The sequence below is a fragment of the Microbacterium sp. UNCCL10 genome (assembly GCF_000746195.1).
Taxonomy (GTDB): Bacteria; Actinomycetota; Actinomycetes; order Actinomycetales; family Microbacteriaceae; genus Microbacterium; species Microbacterium saccharophilum.
The window spans coordinates 1-18,953 of the sequence record NZ_JQKT01000017.1 but is presented as its reverse complement, the minus strand read 5'-3'; the positions used below and the strand labels follow the sequence as shown (position 1 = coordinate 18,953).

General features: G+C 66.3%; 22 protein-coding genes and 1 pseudogene. 9 read left to right on the top strand and 14 right to left on the bottom strand.

The genetic code is table 11. The annotated features are described in order from the left end of the window. The 3 genes and pseudogenes from BR85_RS14155 to BR85_RS14145 all read left to right on the top strand — a co-directional run. A pseudogene (locus BR85_RS14155) lies at window positions 1-186 on the top strand (IS30 family transposase); the annotation flags it as partial. A 91-nt stretch (window positions 187-277) separates the two neighbouring features. Next, window positions 278-508 carry an integrase core domain-containing protein gene (locus tag BR85_RS14150; protein WP_051526084.1) on the top strand — a complete coding sequence of 77 codons (231 nt, stop codon included), beginning with the start codon at window positions 278-280 and terminating at the stop codon, window positions 506-508. Between the two features lie 87 nt (window positions 509-595). Then, window positions 596-1,171, top strand: a complete 576-nt coding sequence (locus BR85_RS14145) for an XRE family transcriptional regulator (protein WP_028494767.1) — start codon at window positions 596-598, stop codon at window positions 1,169-1,171. 60 nt (window positions 1,172-1,231) lie between these two features. Here the strand turns inward: BR85_RS14145 and BR85_RS14140 are convergent, their stop codons facing one another. After that, on the bottom strand, window positions 1,232-1,648 hold the full coding sequence (locus BR85_RS14140) for an ASCH domain-containing protein (RefSeq protein ID WP_051526086.1): 417 nt from the start codon (window positions 1,646-1,648) through the stop codon (window positions 1,232-1,234). Between the two features lie 124 nt (window positions 1,649-1,772). Here BR85_RS14140 and BR85_RS14135 point away from each other — a divergent pair, with 124 nt between their 5' ends. Further along, the gene (locus BR85_RS14135; protein ID WP_028494768.1) at window positions 1,773-2,720 is read left to right on the top strand and encodes an MBL fold metallo-hydrolase; all 948 of its coding nucleotides are present in this window, start codon (window positions 1,773-1,775) and stop codon (window positions 2,718-2,720) included. Between the two features lie 24 nt (window positions 2,721-2,744). On the opposite strand, the gene dmpG is transcribed toward BR85_RS14135, so the two are convergent. From dmpG to BR85_RS14085, 10 genes are read right to left on the bottom strand one after another with little or no spacing between them, the layout of a single operon-like run. Further along, complete coding sequence (dmpG, locus tag BR85_RS14130) at window positions 2,745-3,773, bottom strand: 4-hydroxy-2-oxovalerate aldolase (protein WP_028494769.1); 1,029 nt, start codon at window positions 3,771-3,773, stop codon at window positions 2,745-2,747. Continuing rightward, window positions 3,770-4,726 carry an acetaldehyde dehydrogenase (acetylating) gene (locus BR85_RS14125; RefSeq protein ID WP_028494770.1) on the bottom strand — a complete coding sequence of 319 codons (957 nt, stop codon included), beginning with the start codon at window positions 4,724-4,726 and terminating at the stop codon, window positions 3,770-3,772. Before BR85_RS14125 ends, dmpG begins: the two co-directional genes overlap by 4 nt. 3 nt (window positions 4,727-4,729) lie before the next feature. Next, window positions 4,730-5,146: a hypothetical protein gene (locus BR85_RS14120; protein ID WP_051526087.1), complete on the bottom strand. Its 417-nt coding sequence runs from the start codon at window positions 5,144-5,146 to the stop codon at window positions 4,730-4,732. After that, on the bottom strand, window positions 5,143-5,985 hold the full coding sequence (locus tag BR85_RS14115; protein ID WP_028494771.1) for an SDR family NAD(P)-dependent oxidoreductase: 843 nt from the start codon (window positions 5,983-5,985) through the stop codon (window positions 5,143-5,145). Before BR85_RS14115 ends, BR85_RS14120 begins: the two co-directional genes overlap by 4 nt. After that, entirely contained in the window at window positions 5,982-6,836 is an 855-nt protein-coding gene (locus BR85_RS14110) for an alpha/beta fold hydrolase (protein WP_028494772.1), read from the bottom strand. The genes BR85_RS14115 and BR85_RS14110 overlap by 4 nt, the downstream gene beginning before the upstream one ends. Window positions 6,837-6,865: 29 nt before the next feature. Continuing rightward, complete coding sequence (locus BR85_RS14105; protein WP_081782613.1) at window positions 6,866-7,468, bottom strand: aromatic-ring-hydroxylating dioxygenase subunit beta; 603 nt, start codon at window positions 7,466-7,468, stop codon at window positions 6,866-6,868. Window positions 7,469-7,528: 60 nt separating this feature from the next. Beyond that, complete coding sequence (locus BR85_RS14100; RefSeq protein WP_028494774.1) at window positions 7,529-8,758, bottom strand: NAD(P)/FAD-dependent oxidoreductase; 1,230 nt, start codon at window positions 8,756-8,758, stop codon at window positions 7,529-7,531. Continuing rightward, a complete protein-coding gene (locus BR85_RS14095) occupies window positions 8,755-9,096 on the bottom strand; it encodes a bifunctional 3-phenylpropionate/cinnamic acid dioxygenase ferredoxin subunit (protein WP_028494775.1) in 342 nt (113 codons plus the stop codon). The genes BR85_RS14100 and BR85_RS14095 overlap by 4 nt, the downstream gene beginning before the upstream one ends. Further along, window positions 9,093-10,457: an aromatic ring-hydroxylating oxygenase subunit alpha gene (locus BR85_RS14090; protein ID WP_081782614.1), complete on the bottom strand. Its 1,365-nt coding sequence runs from the start codon at window positions 10,455-10,457 to the stop codon at window positions 9,093-9,095. The genes BR85_RS14095 and BR85_RS14090 overlap by 4 nt, the downstream gene beginning before the upstream one ends. Further along, window positions 10,454-11,278 (bottom strand): 2-keto-4-pentenoate hydratase, encoded by an 825-nt coding sequence (locus tag BR85_RS14085; RefSeq protein WP_051526088.1) that lies wholly within the window; start codon window positions 11,276-11,278, stop codon window positions 10,454-10,456. Before BR85_RS14085 ends, BR85_RS14090 begins: the two co-directional genes overlap by 4 nt. 112 nt (window positions 11,279-11,390) lie before the next feature. On the opposite strand from BR85_RS14085, the gene BR85_RS14080 reads away from it, so the two are divergent. Continuing rightward, window positions 11,391-12,362, top strand: coding sequence for a zinc-binding dehydrogenase (locus BR85_RS14080; RefSeq protein WP_028494778.1), 972 nt, complete (start codon window positions 11,391-11,393; stop codon window positions 12,360-12,362). Window positions 12,363-12,425: 63 nt separating this feature from the next. Here the strand turns inward: BR85_RS14080 and BR85_RS14075 are convergent, their stop codons facing one another. The 3 genes from BR85_RS14075 to BR85_RS14065 form a co-directional block, all read right to left on the bottom strand. Further along, complete coding sequence (locus BR85_RS14075; protein ID WP_028494779.1) at window positions 12,426-13,424, bottom strand: VOC family protein; 999 nt, start codon at window positions 13,422-13,424, stop codon at window positions 12,426-12,428. Window positions 13,425-13,526: 102 nt separating this feature from the next. Further along, a complete protein-coding gene (locus tag BR85_RS14070) occupies window positions 13,527-15,071 on the bottom strand; it encodes an AMP-binding protein (RefSeq protein WP_028494780.1) in 1,545 nt (514 codons plus the stop codon). 193 nt (window positions 15,072-15,264) lie between these two features. Then, complete coding sequence (locus BR85_RS14065) at window positions 15,265-16,446, bottom strand: thiolase family protein (protein ID WP_028494781.1); 1,182 nt, start codon at window positions 16,444-16,446, stop codon at window positions 15,265-15,267. Window positions 16,447-17,189: 743 nt separating this feature from the next. Here BR85_RS14065 and BR85_RS14060 point away from each other — a divergent pair. From BR85_RS14060 to BR85_RS15280, 4 genes are all read left to right on the top strand, one after another. Continuing rightward, on the top strand, window positions 17,190-17,975 hold the full coding sequence (locus BR85_RS14060) for an IclR family transcriptional regulator (protein ID WP_028494782.1): 786 nt from the start codon (window positions 17,190-17,192) through the stop codon (window positions 17,973-17,975). A gap of 160 nt (window positions 17,976-18,135) precedes the next feature. Beyond that, on the top strand, window positions 18,136-18,471 hold the full coding sequence (locus BR85_RS15565) for a transposase (RefSeq protein ID WP_166657826.1): 336 nt from the start codon (window positions 18,136-18,138) through the stop codon (window positions 18,469-18,471). Next, window positions 18,468-18,701 (top strand): hypothetical protein, encoded by a 234-nt coding sequence (locus tag BR85_RS14050; RefSeq protein WP_028494783.1) that lies wholly within the window; start codon window positions 18,468-18,470, stop codon window positions 18,699-18,701. The genes BR85_RS15565 and BR85_RS14050 overlap by 4 nt, the downstream gene beginning before the upstream one ends. Before the next feature lie 64 nt (window positions 18,702-18,765). Then, window positions 18,766-18,953 (top strand): helix-turn-helix domain-containing protein (locus BR85_RS15280; protein ID WP_197057198.1); only part of this gene is annotated, 188 nt, incomplete at its 3' end.

Here is an 18,953-nt window from a genome sequence, read left to right as displayed (position 1 = left end):
CAGCGCGGAACGAACGAAAACACGAACGGCCTCCTCCGGCAGTACTTCCCCAAGGGCACCGACCTGTCCCGCTGGTCCGCCGCGGAGATCGACGCCGTCGCTCACGCACTCAACACGAGGCCCCGCAAGGCACTCGGCTGGAAGACCCCCGCTGAAGCCTTCAACGAGCAGTTACTGTTGCTGTAACAACCCGGTGTTGCAACGACCGGTTGAATCCGGTCAATACACCAGCTGGCTCTTCGGACACAGGCTCCGCCAGGCAGGCCTGCTCGGATCGATGGGCAGAGTCGCGTCCAGCGTTGACAACGCGCTCATCGAGAGCTTCTGGTCGACCATGCAACGCGAACTCCTGGACCGCGCCGTCTGCGACAGTCGGGCGCAGCTCGCGTCAGCCATGTTCGAGTGGATCGAGGGCTTCTACAACCCCCGCCGCCGGCACACCTCCCTCGGCGACCTCAGCCCCGTCGAGTTCGAGGCCCTTCACACCGCCGCAGAAATCGCGGCATGATCAACACACAAGAACCGTCCGGGAAACCGGGTCAGGATCCGGCCGGTATGGTGAAACCGAGGCTGTTGCACGGTCAGGAGATGTTTCATGACAGGTACGGCACATGTCGTGGGCCGGAACATCAAGCGTGCACGGCAGGAGAGCGGCTGGAGTCTGGGCAGGCTCGCTCGCGAGAGCGGTCTCTCCAAACAGACGATCGCCGTTCTGGAGCGCGGCTTGGGCAACCCCACGGTTGAGACCATCGACGCGCTTGCCGCCGCTCTCAAGGTCTCGGCTCGTGCCCTCGTCAGCGAGATCGGCTCGGAGGTCCTGCTCCTGCGCGGAGACGACGTCACCTGGCAGGATCACCAGGGCTTCCAACTGCGAAACCTCGACGCAGCGTTCGGTTCGGGCTACGTACACAACGTCATCCTGCGTCTGCATGCGGACCACGGCGCTGCCCGGCGGCTGCCGGCGTCGCGTGGTTCGCTCCGGCACTGCTATGTGGTGTCGGGCAGGGCGCGTCTTGGGCCGGAGACAGGGCCCGTGATCGTGGGAGAGGGCGACTTCATCCGATTTCCGGCAGACACCGCGCACGTGTTCCAGTCGATCACGCCGGCGTCGGTGGTGTTCGTGTGTACCACGGCGCCACAGCTCACGGCCGGCGAGTCCGAGCGATTCTAGGCAGTGCGCTCCGGGGTAGGCACCTCGCAGCGGGATATCGGTAGGGGAGAGGCGGACGCGTCAGACGACCTCTACAACGCGGAAGAAGCGGACGACGACCTGCGTATCGTCCGTGATCTCGAGGCGATGGCCGCCGTTCTCCTCGGCGATGAAACGGTCGCTCGACCAGAACGCCCGATGAGCCGTCTGCCAAGCGGCCGCGTTGTCGAGCCAATCGCCCTCGCCGCGAGCTATCTCATCGTCGGCCTCGCGAAAGGCCAGTCGGCGCACCTCGGCAATCTCCACGACGGCACGTGCGCGATCGTGCGAGTCTACGAGCGCGAGCCTCGTTCCGACGGGCTCCGGCTCCCACGGCTCGTGCAGATCGGCCGGCCGGCTGCTCGCCGTCTTCACGCCCCGCAGTACGGCGTCGATCAGCCGCTCGCGGAGCGAGCCGGCGGGAACGAGTGCGAGTCGGGGGAGAGCTGAGACATCCATGTGCCCAGCCAACCCGTGTTCCGGGCTCCACGGCGTGGGCCGTTCCGGCGCTCGGAACACACGGGCGCCCGTCGACCCGAATGATGATCGGATCGGGAAGGGATCGATGGGAGAAAGGTCCTGCATGTCAGCGGAACAGCAAGAGCAGATCGCGTCGGAGGTCGCGCCGGGCGTCTGGAGCCTGACGCAGCCGTTCGGCTGGGCGGGTGCGACCAGTCGCGCGTACCTCTTGCGCACCGATGCGGGGGTGCTGGTCGTCGACCCCGGTAGCGACGCGCCGGGCAACCTCGGGCGACTGGCGGAGGGTCTCGCGGTAGCCGGGTTCGGGCTCGAGGATGTGACGGGGATGCTGGGCACTCACCTCCACCCCGATCACATCGGTCTCGTGCAGGAGGTGCATACGGCCACGGGTGCGTGGTTCGGCCTGCATCCCGCGGATGCGATCGAGGCACGCTCGCCTCGCGTGAGCGACCGCTACGACGCGAACGACGGCGAGCTCGCCGCCGCTTGGGGTGTTCCCGCTGAGGAGCGGGAGCGACTGAAGTACCGCGCGCCGCACCGCGCGCGCCCGCTCGAGGTCGGAGTGCGCGAGCTGCGTGACGGGGAGGTGCTCGAAGAGGGAGGCCTCAGCCTCACCGTCATGCACACCCCCGGTCACACGGCCGGGCATGTGTGCATCGTCGTGCCAGAGCGCGCGGTGGTGTTCACCGGCGATCACGTGCTACCGGATTTCGCCCCCGGGATCGGCCTGGGCGGTGTGGGCGACACTCGCCCCGTTGCCGCCTACCTTGCGTCGCTCGATGCGGTGCAGGAGTACAACGGATTTCTCGCGCTGCCCGGACACGGATCGCCGATCACGGCATTGGGGGAGCGGGTGGACGCGCTCCGCGCGCACGTGCAGCGCCGCGCGGCGGAAGTCGCGGCGATCGCTGCGACGGACGAGTCCCAGAGCATGTGGCAGATCGCCGCTCAGGTGCACTGGTCGTCGGGATGGGATCGACTGCACGGGATGACGCTGCGTTCCGCGCTCTCGCAGATCGAGCTCTACCGGACGCGGGGCGAGACCCGGTAGAGCTCGATGGCGATCGGTGAGAGGTCAGCGAGCTGACTGCCCCCGGCCGCCGGTAGCCAGAAGATCCAGCGCGATGTCGGTGATCATGTCTTCCTGTCCACCGATGAGCTTTCGCCGACCCACCTCGAGGAGGAGCTCGCGCGCGTCGAGTCCGTAGATCTCCGACGCCCGCTCGGCGTGGCGGAGGAAGCTGGAGTACGCGCCGGCGTAGCCGACCGAGAGCGTCTCGCGATCCACCTGCACGGGACGGTCATGCAGCGGGCGCACGAGGTCGTCGGCCGCGTCCTGCAGCGCGAACACATCGGCCGCGACCTCCCAGCCCTGCAGCTTCGCGACCGCGACAAAAGGCTCGATCGGGGTGTTGCCGGCCCCTGCACCGTGGCCGGCGAGGGACGCGTCGACGCGGTAGGCGCCCTCCTCCACCGCGACGATGGAGTTCGCGACGGCGAGCGACAGATTTTGATGAGCGTGAATGCCGATCTGGGTGTCGGCATCGAGCACGTCGCGGTATGCGCGAACACGCTCGCGCACGCCGTCCATCGTGAGACGCCCTGCACTGTCGGTGACGTAGACGCAGTTGGCGCCGTACGACTCCATGAGCTTCGCCTGCTTCGCAAGCTCCGCCGGCTCGTTCAGGTGCGCCATCATCAGGAAGCCGGAGACATCCATGCCCCACTCGCGGGCGGCCGAGATGTGCTGCGCCGAGACGTCGGCCTCCGTGCAGTGCGTCGCGACGCGCACCGAGCGCACGCCGAGATCGAATGCACGGCGCAGTTCGTGCAGCGTGCCGATACCCGGCAGAAGCAGTGTTGTGAGCACGGCGTTCTTGACTGCGCCGGCGACTGCCTCGATCCACTCCCAATCGGTGTTCGATCCGGGGCCGTAGATGAGAGAGCTGCCGGCGAGGCCATCGCCGTGCGACACCTCGATGGCGTCGACCCCGGCAGCATCCAGCGCGGCGGCGATGGTCGCCGCCGTCTCGGGCGCGAGGCGGTGGCGAACGGCATGCATACCGTCGCGGAGGGTGACGTCCTGCAAGTAGATCTTCGTCATGCGACGACTTCCTTCTCTCGCGAACCCTGGACGACCCGTTCGGCGGTACGCAGGGCTGCGCTGGTCATGATGTCGAGGTTGCCTGCGTAGCTCGGCAGGTACATCGCGGCGCCTTCGATCTCGAGGAACACGCTGACGCGCGTGTACCCGTCCTTCTGCACGCGCTCCGGCGGCACGAGACCGTCCGTCTCGGCGCCCTGATCGAGGAACTGCACCTCCTGCTTGAGGCGATACCCCGGCACGTACTCCGCGACCGCGGCGACCTGAGCGGCGACCGACGCGCGCACCGCCTCCCTCTCGATGTCGCCGAGGCGTGAAGTGAGCACCTGCACGGTGTCGCGCATGATCATCGCGGGCTCGGCCGGGTTGAGGATGATGATCGCCTTGCCGCGGGCGGCACCGCCGACCTTCTCGATGGCGTCGGAGGTGGTCTCGGTGAACTCGTCGATGTTGGCGCGCGTACCGGGACCGGCCGACTTGGAGGCGATGGATGCGACGATCTCGCCGTAGTGAGCGGGAGTCACTGCGTTGATGGCCGCGACGATCGGGATGGTCGCCTGACCGCCGCAGGTCACCATGTTGATGTCGGGGGCATCGAGATGCTCGTCCATGTTCACCACGGGAACGACGTACGGACCGATGGCCGCGGGCGTGAGGTCGATGAGGCGTTTGCCGTGAGGCAGGAGCTTCTCCGCGTTCGCCTTGTGTGCAGAGGCGCTCGTCGCATCGAAGACGACCCCGATCTCGTCGAACTGGGGGCTGGCAAGCAGACCATCCACGCCCTCGGCAGTCGTCTCGTAACCGAGGCGACCCGCACGCGCGAGTCCGTCCGAGGTCGGGTCGATGCCCACCATCACGCCCATCTCCAGGACGTCGGACAGGCGGATCACTTTGAACATCAGGTCGGTGCCGATGTTGCCGGGGCCGATGATGGCCACTTTTGTCTTCGTCAAGACTCACTCCTCCAAAGGGATGTCGTCGAGAATGTGCGGCTGGGCGAGCACCCAGTCGGGTTCGGTGACGAGCAGCGTGAATTGCCCGTCGTGAATATCGACATCGACCACGTAGCGGTAGCCCGCTTCTTCGGCCCAGCTGATCGCGATGAGGTCGTCGGCCGTCACCGCGAGAACGACGCGGCGGCAGCGAGGGTCTGCAGCCAGGACGCGTGCCGTCGCCTCCCGGACAGAGGACGGGGTCGGTGAACCTTCGACGAGGATCTCGCGGTCGTGCGTTCCCGCAGGGTAGGCGTCGACGAACGAGCCCGCGCGGACATCGCGCACGCCCAGGCGTGCGACGGATCCCTCTATGCCGTCCACCTCGAGGTAGGCGTCCAGTCCCTCGGGAAGCGGCCGCGCGGATGCGGGAACGGTCATAGGTGATCGCCTCCCGCGGCGGTGGCGAACCCGCGTACGCCGATCCCGCCATCCGCGTTCACGATCGCGCCCGTGATGACGCTGGCGTTTGTGCGCGACGCCAAGAAGACGTACGGCCCGGTGGAATCAGCGGGGTCAGTGCTCGCGTCGTGCAGCGGCAGCCACATGTTCGGCCCCGGATCGCCGTCGCGCTTGGCGAAACCCTGCTCGATCGAGCGCTCGGCCATACCCGCCGACGCCGGTCCGCGCAGATCGGTGCGCAGCCCGCCGATCGCCACGCCGTTCACGCGCACCTTGGGAGCGAGCTCGTACGCGAGCTGCGTCACCAGTCCACGAGCGGCGTGCTTCGCCGCGGTGTACACCGGCCCGCCGCCCGCCGGGTAGAACGCGGCATTGGAGAGAGTCATGACCACGTTGCCGTTCGTCTTCACAAGTTCGCTCCACGTGCTCGAGACAGTGAGGAGGTAGCCCTTCACGTTGATGTCGAACAGGTCGTCGTAGATCGCCGCGATCTCTTCCGGAGTGGTCCGGCTGATAGAGCGGTTGAAGTCCCAGATGCCGGCGTTGGGCACGACGATGTCGAGCTTGCCGAAACGCTCGATGGTGCGCTCGACGCCGACTCTGAGGTCGTCGGCGGATCGGACGTCGCCGGAGACGGCCAGCACGCGCTCGCCCGCATCCCCGGCGGCGCGGATTGTCGCTTCGAGCTTGTCGCCGTCACGCCCGAAGACCACGACCCCTGCCGCGCCCTCTTGGAGGTAGCGCAGTGCTACGGCTTGACCGATCCCGGAGCCGGCGCCGGTGATGAAGGCGACGTCGCCGTCGAGCCACCCGCTCACACGCTGTCCTTCAGGAAGTTCGACACGAGCTGCTCGAACTCCGCTTTCTTCTCCACCTGCACCCAGTGACCGCAGCCGCCGAAGACGTGCAGCTGCACGTGGCGGATGTTCTTCAGCATGATCCACGATCCGTCGAGCGTGATAGTCCGGTCGTCTCGGCCCCACAGCAGGAAGGTATCCGCGGAAATCTTGTCGAGGTCCTTCCACAGAGGGTCCATGCCGCCGCGTTTGGCGAACGACGCGTTGTAAAGGTGGTAGAACTCGCGGTGGCTCTCGTCGAGTGATGCGTCGTAGCGTGCCTGGATGTTCGCTTCGTCGAAGAGCTTCGGGTTGGCGACCATCGTGCGGACGAAGTTCTTCATCTTCGCCACCGAGGGGCCCTCGCCGTTGTAGTAGCGGAACATCTCCTTCTGACCCTCGGTGGGGGTGGGCCCGGTCGGCAGCCAGCCACCGCCGGGCGCCATCAGGACGAGTTTGGTCACTCGGGACGGCTGGGCGATCGCCATCGCAATCGCCGCGGCACCGCCGAGGGAGTTGCCGAGCAGATGAAAGCTGTCCACGTGCAGAGCATCGAGCGTCTGATACAGGACGTCGACGGTGATCTGTGTGATCGAGCGGGCATCGAGGTCCGCCTCGGTCGGGCGGTAACTGGCGCCGAAGCCGGGCTGGTCCGGCAGGATCACCTGGAATCCCTCGAAGGCCGCGAGGTTGTCGCGGTAATTGGCCAGTGCGCTTGCGCCAGGACCGCCGCCGTGCAGCAGCACCAACGGCTGTCCTTCGCCCACGATGGTCACCGAGATCGGTCCGAGCGTCGTCTCGACGATACGGGTTTCCTGTGCAGCAATGGTCATGTGCGATGCTCCTGCGAGTCGGGTCGGGTTCAGAAGAAGGTCGAGATGTTCTTCATGAGCAGCACGTTCTGCTCGAAGAGAATGGTGCGCTTGACGACCTGGTAGCCGTGTACGCCCTCGGGGCGCAGGATGTCGACGCGACTGCCCGCGTACAAGTCCACCTCGGTGTGCAGGCGGTTGCGGTACACGAGGAAGTTCGAGCGGGACTGCAGGAGCCCGTCGGAGCGCTGTCGCACGGAGATGTTGGTGGTCAGGTGTCGTGTCCGACTCGGCGGATCCTCCGCCCACGCCATTCCTGAGTCGTACCGGCGGATGCGCCACGCGAGCGAATCCTTCGTCTCGTCATAGAAAGCGGACTCGCCGGGAGCCGCGATCGACAGCGCTTGCTGGCGACGCAGGCGATTCGAGCGGATGGGTGCCCAGTAGTGCAGGTCCTCCGCGAGCATCTCGAGCCAATCGGCGAAACGGCCGTCGTCGAGGAAGTCCGCCTCAAGGAAGTAGAACTGCGAGATCTCGAAGTGCGTGTTCGCGTCGGCGAGCAGCATTCCGTCCACCTCGTCGGCGAGAATGCTGCCGGAAGACGACGTTCCACCGTTCAGCGTGGTGGGATCGAGACGGAACGCATCACTCATTGCTCTATCTCACGCCGGTCGGCTCCCGGGCTCAACGTCTTGTGCCAGACGACGGCACACTCAGCGGGACGCGCGCAGCAACGACTTCAGGACAATCGCGGGGTCGGCGAGTTCCGTCGGCGACACCGGGATACGACGATCGATGAGGCGCCGCGCGGCGCGGACAGTGTTGTTGTCGTCGATCGCGGCCGCACCGACCAGAAGCCCGTCGTGCACGAGGAAGACGGCGGGGTGCGCGCCACCCTGGCGGACGATGAGCTCGCCTTCGCCGGAAAGCCGGCCGGTCGCCTCGAGGTGGATGCCGTGTCGGTCCGACCAGAACCACGACGCGCCGCGGGCGGGGGCCTCCAGCCCCAGCATCCCGTAGGCGGCGTGCTGACCGCTCAGCTGCGCGGCCTCCCAGTGCTCTTCGCGACGGTGCGCGACGCCGTCGTCGTCGACGAGGCGGGCCAGGTCGCCCGCGGCGAAGACCTTCGGCGCGCTGGTCTGGTGATGTCGGTCGACGAGCACGCCGTTGTCTACGGCGAGGCCCGCCGCCTCGGCCAGCGACGTGTTCGGCACGATGCCGACCCCGACCACGACGACGTCTGCCGGTATGTCCTCCCCGCTGACGGTCGTGACGATCAGAGCATCTCCGGCGGCGGTGATCGAGGCGGCTACACCGACCTCGGCGCGCACGCCGTGCGCGACGTGCATGGAGTGCAGGTGCGTCGCCAGCAGCTCGCCGAGGACCGGCAGCAGCGGCACGGGGGCGGGGCCGAGGAGAGTGACGGCCACGCCGGCGCGCTGCAGCGCCGACGCGAGTTCTGCTCCGATCAGGCCCGCGCCGATCACGACCGCGCGTGCGCCCGGCTGCGCGCGCTCGCGGATGGCGAGCGCATCATCGAAGGTTCGCAGTGTGTACACGCCGGGCAGATCGTTGCCCGGCACGGAGAGGGTGCGTGGGGAGCCCCCGACAGAGAGCAGCACGGTGTCGGCGGCAAGGACGCGGCCGTCCGCGAGCGTGACGGAGGCCGCATCGGCGTCGATCGCCGTGGCGCGCACGCCGAACACGGTATCGATTCGCTTTGCCACCAGGCCTTCTTTCGTCGCGAACGCGAGCGACGCCAGTGAGAAGTCTTCGTCGAAGAGATTCTTGCTCAGCGGTGGGCGGTCGTACGCGTGCGGCTCGGCGTCGACGATGGTGATTTCGCCTTGGTGGCCGAGAGTGCGGAGCTGGTCGGCTGCGCTGAACCCCGCGAGACCGCCGCCGACTACGACCACGCGACCGGGATCGCGGGCTACGTTCATGACGCGAGACGATCCGGGTTCGGCACAAGGCGGATCTCTTCGCCCGACACGATGAGACGGTGGCAGGCGACATCGACGGTGGCGGGCATCGACTGCACCGAGCCATCCTTCAGGCAGAACTTGCCTGCGTGCAGCGGGCACTCCACGACGCCGTCCTCGATCCAGCCCTCAGACAGAGAAGCGTCCTCGTGCGAGCAGGTGTCGTCGAGCGCGAAGAACTCGCCGTCATCGTTGAACAGCGCGATGTCGTCGACGGTGCCGGTCACCGACGCGTCGATCTTGATCGCCTCACCCTCGGGGACGTCGGTGGTGCGGGCGACGATGATGCCCTCGCTCATAGATTGCCTTCCTCATGCCAGGCCGGCGTGTTCATCAGCTCTGCCCAGCGTCCGTAGAAGCGACGTCCGGCCGAATCGCTGTACAGGGTGCTGGTGGAACCCGGATACACTCCGTCCTGCTGCTCTGATCCAATGCCCATCTGGTAGTTCAGCGGGACGGTGTTCGTGCGCCAACCGTGCGAGATCGCCTGGATCTCGCTCCAGTTCTCTCCGTCATCCTGCTCGAAGATGCCCGATGGGCCGAACGTGCGCAGGTTGTAGAGGCGCTGGGCATTGCGGACGTCTTCCGGCATCGATTTGTCGAGCACAGTCCACGCCCACACCTCCATCTCGTCCGGGCCCTTGGGATGCCAGACGCGGATCGAGCCGTTGACCGGCAGGTAGGAGAAATTGGGGAATATCGTGGCATGACCGGTGGTCAGCGGCCCCTCGACCCGAGCACGCCCGAGCTTCGCGGCCAGTGCCTCATAGTCGTAGTACTTGTGCACCGGCAGCGCGTCGAACCGGCTCTTGGGGTGGGTCGGAAAGCCCGTGCCGTTGCCGTGCTCGTCGGAGTACTGGCGTCCCGGCGTATTGACGATGTCGGATTTGGGACCCTTGCCTGTGGGCGAGAGCACCATCAGCGCCGACGCGTGCGACATGTTGACGTGGTACCAGTCGGTCGCGAATTGCTCGGCGGCGAGCTTCCAGTTGCCTTTCAGCACCCACTTGGTGATGCCGCCGACGACCGTCGTACCCTCTGAGTCGCGATCGAGGAACGCCTCGAGGTAGTACCGCATGTCGCCGAGCTGCTCGTCCAGGGACGGCGCCTTCGGGTTCCAGGTCGCAAAGATGAGACCGAGCACCGTGTCCAGCTGTGCGACCTCGAGCAGACGCCAGTCGGCGCGGTCCCAGCTCTCCGACGGGTAGCCGTCTTCGTTCGGCACGCTGATGAGCTTGCCCTCCAGGTCATACGACCAGCCGTGGTACGTGCAGGTGAATGCGCGGGTCTGTCCATAGTCGGCGCGGAGCACGCGGGCACCTCGGTGACGGCAGGAGTTGAGGTACGCACGAATGCGACCTGACTTGTCCTTCGTCACGATCACCGGGTCTTCACCCATGAAGGTGGTGAAGAAGTCGCCGGCTTTTCGCAGCTGGTCGGTGTGCCCGAGAAAGAGCCAGCTTGTGGCGAACACGCGGGCCTGCTCTTGGTCGTACAGACGGCGGTCCGTGAAGATCGCTCGATCGATGAGTCCGTGGCGCTCGTCCACCATGCCCGAGACATCGATGTTCGTCTGGAAATCGTGTGGACGCGAGATATCGCCCGTCGCGAACTGGGGACGCTCACCCTCGTGCGTGCTGGGAAGCCGAGTGATGCTCATTCGACGTGCTCCTTTCCGATGGGGGAGGTGGTGACGCTCACGGGGCGGAGCCCATCCGCGGAAGCGCTCCACTGTACGCCTGCGTCGAACGGCGCGGCTGCGGAGACGGCGCCGGCGAGGATGAAATCTCCCGCGCGGAATCGCTCACCGAAGGAGCCGATTACCCCGGCGAGCCAGCGCACCGACGCCAGGGGATCGCCCAGCACGGCCGAGCCCGGACCCGAGGCGATCTCCTGACCGTCGCGCCGCAGCGAGATCACCAGCCCGGGCAGCGCAGCGAGAAGCTCAGGGGTCGCCGGTGCCATCTCGCCCCACACCACGCGCGCGCTGGACGCGTTGTCGGCGACCGTGTCCACGAGGGTGATCTTCCAGTCGGCCACGCGGGAGTCGATGACCTCCAGCGCCACGCATACGCCGTCGATCGCCGCGGTGAGCTCGTCGAGGGAGGGCGACACGGGCAGGTCTGTGCCGATACGAAACGCGAACTCGGGCTCGACGCGCGCGGAGATGAGTTCTGAAGTGTCGAAGGTCGCTCCGTCGACGATCACCATTGCGTCGGTGATCGCGCCGTAATCGGGGGAGTCGATCCCGAGCTGCTGCTGCATCGCGAGCGAGGTGAGACCGATCTTGTGCCCGACGATGTGCTCACCGCGGTCGAGTCGACGGGCGATGTTCACGCGCTGGATGCGGTATGCACTGTCAAGGTCGAGGCCGGCCCACTGCGCCGACGGCGGGGCGATGGGCAGGCGTTCCTGCTCCGCCTTCTCCAGATCGGCTGCGAGGCGGGTGATCTGCGTTGACACATCGGATGAGGTGGACACCGAACAATGCTCGGCGATCGTGCACGACGACGCCAGGGTATGTGCCGTTCGTCGGAACGCGGTCCGCCGTTGGCCTCCGTCACCGACAGGATCGATGAAGGAGGACTCTCACATGCGCGCAGCCGTCGCCACAGCCCAGGACCCGAACGACCCCCTTGCAGGACTCAGCCTGCAGGAATGGCCTGATCCCGAGGCGAGGCCCGGGTTCACCAGGGTGCGCCTGAAAGCGGCCTCGCTAAACCCCCATGACACCTGGACATTGCGCGGCGTCGGACACCCTCCGGAGCGCATTCCAATCGTGCTTGGCTGCGACGGCGCAGGGGTCACCGAGGACGGCCGCGAAGTCGTCATCCACCCCGTGTACGGTGACGCGCTCCGCGGCGGCGGCGACCAAACCCTCGACCCGCAGCGCGCTCTGTTGAGCGAGACGATGAACGGCACGCTCGCCGAGTGGGTCTCAGTACCCGATGAAATGCTCGCCGACAAGCCGGCTTCGCTGTCGTTCGTCGAAGCGGCCTGCCTCGGCGTGACCTGGGGTACGGCGTATCGCATGATCTTCACCCGGGGCGGGCTTCGAGCCGGGGACCGCGTTCTCGTCCAGGGCGCGAGCGGAGGTGTCGCCAGCGCGGCGATCGCGCTGGCGAAGGCGGCGGGTGCGCGGGTATACGCCACCGCGCGCTCGGAGGCCAAGCGCCAGTTCGCGCGAGAGTGCGGCGCAGACGGGGCGTTTGAGACGGGCGCGCGTTTGCCGGAACGGGTGGACTTGGTGCTCGAGACCGTGGGTGAGGCGACCTGGGGTCACTCGCTGCGGGCGCTGCGTCCGGGGGGCACGGTCGTGGTTGCGGGAGCGACCAGCGGGGGGATGCCGCCGGCCGATCTCCAGCGCGTCTTCTACCAGCAGCTTCGCATCGTGGGAAGCACAGGCTGCACGCTCGGCGAGTTCCACGCGCTCCTGCGCACGCTCGACGCCACCGGTACCCGCCCGAAAGTCGAAGCGATCCGCTTCGACGCGATCCGCGACGGTTACCGCCGCCTGCTCGACGGGGACGTACTGGGCAAGCTGGTCGTCGACTTCGAAGCCTGACACCTACGACGACGGGGCCGGAAGGAACACAAATTCCTTCCGGCCCCTTCGTCGTTCACATTGTCACGTAAGGCCCTTGGACGGCGTGGTCTCCAGGCTCCGGGCAGTGCCTGCGAAGACGAATGGGTCGCCGTACCAGGTAAGGCCGTCGGGAAACTGCTCGCGCTCCCACTTGATCGGCTCCCAGTCGGGGTCGAAGATCAGGTAGCCGCCGGCGTAGATCTCGACGCGGTGGCCTGAGCCTGGGTCCAAAACGTAGAGGTACATGGCCTGTCCGATGCCATGCTTGCCCGGGCCGAGGTCGAAGGTGACGTCGTAGTCGCGCAGCACGTCGGCGGCGGTCAGTACGTCGGAGAGGTTCTCCAGGTTGAATGCGACGTGGTGCAGCTGGCTTGTCTTGCCGAAGGCGTTCGCGACCATGGCCAGGTCGTGCACCTGCGGGGTGACCGACATCCACGAGGCGAGCACCGTCTGATTGTCCTTGTGAAGCGCATACTCGCGGCGGTTGAAGCCGAGGTTCTCGCGCACCCAGCTCTCGGCCTGGTTGATCGTTTCGCGCGACGTCTGCACGTTGAAATGATCGATACGGCGCACGCCGAGCCCGCGGCGTCGCGAGCTGTTGCTGGGCAGCTTGGACTTCAGTTGGTCAGGAGCCGTCGGCTTCTCGATGTCGTAGAACAGCTCGAACGGATGCTCGCTGCCGGGCACGAGGAAACGCACCGCGGTGCCGCGGCCGGCCTCCGTACCCGAGGCGACCTCGATCGTCTCGATCTCCTGACGCTGGAACTCCTCGGCGAACAGCTCCACGTCCTGCGGGCGCTTCACGCGAAAGCTATAGGAATTGACGATGCTCTCATCCTGTTGCGTGAGCACGAGCGAATGGTGCGTCAGCTCCTGGAATCCGCGGAGGTAGGCCGTACCGCCGTCGCGCTGCACGATCTCCATGCCGAGAAGGTCGCCGAAGAAGTGCAGTGACTTCTCCAAGTCCTTCGTGCCCAGGTTGATCGCGCCGCACTGGGCGACCTGGGGCCCGGGATCGTACTTATCGGAAAGCTTCGCCATGAAGGGGGGTCCTTTCGGGTCTTAGGGACGGGGGAGTCGGAGATTCTCGGTGAACGGCGCGGTCTCGATGTGATCGATGCGCACCGCGCCGGGGTCGGCGATCTAACGGCGGATGAACGGCTTGTCGAGCTTGGCAGCCGCGTTGCGAGGCACGCTGTCCAGCGCGACCAGCTTCGTAGGCAGTTTGTAGCGTGCGATCTTGTCGGCGAGGTACTCGCGGACGTCCGTGAGCGAGAGTGGTTGGCCCACGAACGCCACGACGGCGCAGACTGACTCGCCCCACTTGGCGTCGGGTGCACCGACGACTGCGACGTCGACCACGTCAGGATGAGCGTTCAGGGCGTTCTCGATCTCCGCCGGGTAGACGTTCTCGCCGCCCGAGATGATCATGTCCTTCAGACGATCGACGATGAAGAAGTAGCCCTCCTCGTCGGCATAACCGATATCGCCGGTTCGGAACCATCCGTCCGCCGTGAACGACGCGGCCGTTGCTTCGGGGTTGTTCCAATACCCGCCGGACACGTTCGGTCCGGTCACCCACAGCTCCCCGGTCTGCCCCGGCACACTCACGAGTTCGGACGAAGACGGGTCTACCACCTTCACGAGGGTGTAAGGCATAGCGACACCGCACGAGCCGAGCTTGTCGCGCGTCCTCGTCGCCTCGAGGTAGGTCGCGAACGGCGCGGTCTCGGTGAGGCCCCAGGCTTGCTGCACCAAGACGCCCTTCTCGGCGAAGGCCTCGATCAGGACGGGGGGCACAGGTGCACCGGCCGCGATGGTCGAGCGCAGATCCTTCAGGTCTGCCTCCGCGAAACCGGGCTGCTTCTGGATGCCGGCCAGCATCGCGGGAACGAGGAACATGCTGTTGACGTGGAAGTCGACGAGGTCTCGCAGTGCCTGTGCGGCGTCGAACGCGCGGCGGATAATGAGCGTACCGCCACGTGTGATGGTGCGTAGGGCGACGGCGTTGAAGCCGCCGATGTGGAACAGCGGTGCGGCGGCGAAGCTCACATCGCCGAAGCGGGTATCGACGACGGAGTCGACGTTCACCCAGTTCCACCACAGGTTCCCGTGTGTCAACATGACGCCCTTCGGCCGCCCGGTCGTGCCCGAGGTGTAGAGCAGCGCCGCCAGGTCATCGTCGTAGCGGGGAACGTGCACGGAGATCGCCGAGGCGGCGGGATAGTCGCGATAGGACTTCCAGGCATACGTCAGCTCCACATCCGCGGTTGCCAGAGGGTCGTCGTCGACGAGAAGCAGCCTCCGGATTATCCCCCGGCCGTTCAGAACGGTGTCGACGATGGCGGCATGTCTGGGCTCGGCCACGACGACTTCAGGCTGTGAATCCTCGAGTACCGCCCGCACCTCGGGAGCGGCGAGGCGGAAATTCAACGGAATGAACGCTGCGCCGATCCAGATCGCCGCGAAGTAGGTGACCATGAACGTCGCGCTGTTCAGTCCCGCGTACGCGACCCGGTCACCGGGGCCGACACCGTCCACCCGAAGCGCTGCGGCGACGCGGCCTGCGCGCTCGTATAACTGGGCGTAGGTGATCTCTTGATTCTCGTAGTTCACGGCGACCGAGTCGCCGTGGATGTTGGCATGCCGCGCGATCAGGGCGATCGCGCTGATGTCGACATTGCTCACGTTCGTCTCCTCCTCGCCGGCGTCGTCCCCAGGAGAGAATGGCCGCTTGCGGGTGCGAGGGCCACGTCGCCGTTCCGACCCGCGGCACATCGAGTGCCTTTGATCAGCGATCGACGTCAGCCCGAGCAACGACCGGCCCAGCGATCGTCCGGGCAGGGCCGGATGTCGGCCACCGAGACCGAGACCAGGCTCGTCACATTCGCTCGATCAAGGTGGCGTTGGCCATTCCGCCGCCCTCGCACATCACCTGAAGTCCGAACTGGCCGGCAGAGGCCTCCAGCTCGTTGACGAGCGTTGCCAAGATCCTGGTTCCTGATGCGCCGAGCGGGTGTCCCAGCGCGATCGCACCGCCGCGGGGGTTCAGGCGTGCAGGGTCGGCGTTCCACTCGTGTGCCCATGCGAGGGGCACCGAGGCGAATGCTTCGTTGACCTCGTATACCGCGATGTCATCGAGCGTCATGCCGGATTTCTTCAGAATGCGCGCGGTGGCGGGGATCGGGCCCGTGAGCATGAACAGGGGATCATCACCGCAGACCGCGAACGAGTGAAAGCGTGCACGGGGAGTGAGGCCGAGTTTGATCGCGGTGCCCTCTTCCATGATGAGCGCCCCGGACGCACCGTCGGTCAGCGGGGATGCATTGCCCGCGGTGACGTTCCATTCCAGGTCCGGAAAGCGTGCTCGCATGGCAGCGGTGTCAAACGACGCAGGCAGGGTTCGGAGTCCGTCGACGGTGGTAGCAGCTCGAATCGTCTCATCCGAGACGTGCAATGTGCCGTCCGGTAATGGGACGGCCAGAATCTCCGAATCGAAGAGGCCTCCGCGGGCCGCAGCGCTCGCCCGCCGGTGTGATTCGGCGGCATACTCGTCGAGGTCGTCCCTACTCAAGCTCCAACGCTTCGCAATGAGTTCGGCCGCCACGCCCTGGTTGACAAGGCCCTCGGGATAACGCGCCCGCAGCGACGGGCCGAGAAAGTCCGAGCCCGCGACTGCGGAACCCATCGGCACCCGACTCATCGACTCGACGCCCGCCGCGATGACGATGTCATAGGCGCCGGCGATCACACCCTGCGCGGCAAATGCGGCGGCCTGCTGACTGGATCCACACTGGCGATCAATCGTGGTGGCGGGGACCTCTTCAGGCCATCCGGCTGCCAGCACGGCCTGCCTGCCGACGTTGAGCGCCTGTTCGCCCACCTGGTCGACACAGCCGACGATCACATCCTCGACGAGGGCGGGGTCGAGCGACGAACGCTCCGCCAGTGACGCGAGGACCGTAGCAAGCAGGTCGACGGGGTGGAGCCCCGACAATGCTCCGCCAGGTTTTCCTCGGCCGGATGGAGAACGAATGACATCGACGATGACGGCACTACGCATGGATGTTCCTTGTGGGGTTGAGGTGGATTGGCGCAGGAAGGGCAGGACTGTCCGCGACACCGAGCGCCGACAATGAAATATCTCTTCTCCCTCCTACTCTCGCGCGCGTCGACTGCGCTGCGATCAAGGTTCGAGTGAGAACAGATCTCGGGGGAGCGTCGCGTCGCGCTGCCCGCGGCGGTCGAACGGCATCGAGGGCCGTCACTCCTTCTCGATCAGGCAAGAAAATCGACCCGCCGCTTTGGCCCCACACGTGCTCCCTCGTATCGCGCTGGTCGAATTCCGACAAAGCTAGCTGGTGGCTGACGCATCCCACGAGGGCCTGTACCGCTGCGCGGAACACAATCCATCCGCCACCGTGCGCGGGCGTGTCTGACAACGTCGCCCGTTCGCACCCGAACCTCCGTGCGGGGTGCTGTCAGCTGAAGCGCGCGCCGATTCGGATCGCGCGCGCTGCTCTGTCGATGTGACCGCGTGCGGGGTTGCGGGCCACAACGGTCACCGAGATCGTCATTTTCACTGGCCTGAAACGGGCGGGGTGGTTCAGCGACGACCGAGACCGCGTGTCCCACACGGGTCTGGATTGTCAGGCCACGGCAACGCGTCCTGATGGCCAGGTCTCGCGCACCCCGATGGTCGCCGTCCAGTTTAGTGATCCTGCAAACTTGATGGAGCCCGTCAACGGCGCGACGATCGTTCGGTAGCCAAGATTGAACGCCGCGCATCGACGAGGATGAGGACGCATGAGTACCAACACCCGAGACCGCGACACCCGTACGGCCGTAGACAAAGCCATCAGCGTCGTCACCGCATTCGGCAGAGATGCGCACGTCGGGGTGGGTGTGAGTGAACTCGCTCGACGGTCGAACCTCAGCAAGTCCACCACGTTCCGGCTCCTCGGCATGCTCGAACGCAACGGTGTCGTCGAGCGTGCCGGAACGGCTTATCGACTGGGTCGCGTGATTCAGGAGCTGGGGGCGATGACCAGCACGCCCGATCACGAGCGGATCCGTGATCTCTTCACGCCGTTCCTCGCTGACCTGTACGAGGCCACCCACCTGACCGTGCAGCTCGCCGTACTCAACGGCACGAACGTGGTCTACCTGAACAAACTCGAGGGACACAATCGACTTCGCACGCCGAGTCGAATCGGTGGACGCATGCCGGCATACTGCACGGCCGTGGGAAAGCTGCTCCTTGCCTACGAATCCGAGGCGCTCGAGGCGACGCTGGCCGCGCCGCGTCCTGCCTGGACACCCAGCACGATCGTCGACGAGACCCAACTGCGCTCGGAGCTGTGGCAGGTGCGACAGCGGGGTGTTTCGATCGACCGCGGCGAGTCTCTCGAGTCGTTGTCGTGTCTCGCCGCTCCGATTATGGGCACGGACGGTAAGCCCATCGCGGCCTTGTCCGTCTCGGGGGATGCCGCAACGTTCCGGCCCGAGGTCTTCGACAACGTCATACGGCGGGTGTGCTTCGCCGCCGCGCGCGCGGCCGTCTCGTTGCGCTTCTCATCTCGGGCAGCCTGACTCCCCCTTTCTGCACTCCCGAATCGCGACGCCGAGTGCCTCGCGGCGATTGCGCCGCCCGCGCGGCCGCCGTTGCTCCGCGAGAACACAACGCCGCGCCGAGAACACCGGGCGTTGGAGTGACCCGCTTTTGGTGGAGTCTTGTTCTCGGGTGATGTTGATGAGCAAGAGGGAGAATCCGCGGGCGCGGCGTTCGGGTGAGCATTACTCTGCGGAGGAGCGTTCTGCGGCGGGGCAACTCGTGCGGGCGTCGAGGGGGCGCACGATCCGGGAGGTGGCTGCGGAGCTTGGTATTGCGCATCAAACGCTGTATCGGTGGGTCGCGCATGCGCGGGATGTCGAGATTGATCCGGCGGGGACGATGTCCGATGCGGCGCGGCGTCGGGTGCGGGAGCTCGAGGCGGAGAACGAGCGGTTGCGTCGGGAACTGGATTTCCAGGCAAAAGCGCAGGCCTTCATGCGTCAGATCTCGACCCGGCGGAACGGTTCGAAGTGATCGAGCGGATGAAGGCCGATTTCAGCATCGTCTTCCTCTGCGCCCGGTTCGGGGTGTCGGTGTCTGGGTTTCACGCATGGCGGAAGCGGCCGGTGTCGGCGCGGGCCGAGCGGCGCTGGCAGCTGAGCACGAAAGTCCTCGGGGTGTTCATCGACTCATCCCGCGCGGCCGGACATCGCAAGATCACCGCGACTTTAGCTGTAGTTCCCCGGCAGGTTGTGAACGGCTGAAGTAGCGAAGACCTCCGGGCAGGATGTGGGTTACCACACTCGCATCTTGCTCACGGAGGTCTTCGTGTCTCACCCTAACGCGCCTTTGACGCCGGAGGGGCGTCGTCGTCTTGCTGTTCTTGTCGTGGATCGGCGGTGGCCGTTGCGGCGAGCCGCGGAACGGTTCCAGTGTTCCCCGGCGACCGCGAAGCGGTGGGCGGATCGCTATCGGGCCGGGCTGCCGCTGACAGACTGCAGCTCAAGGCCTCATTC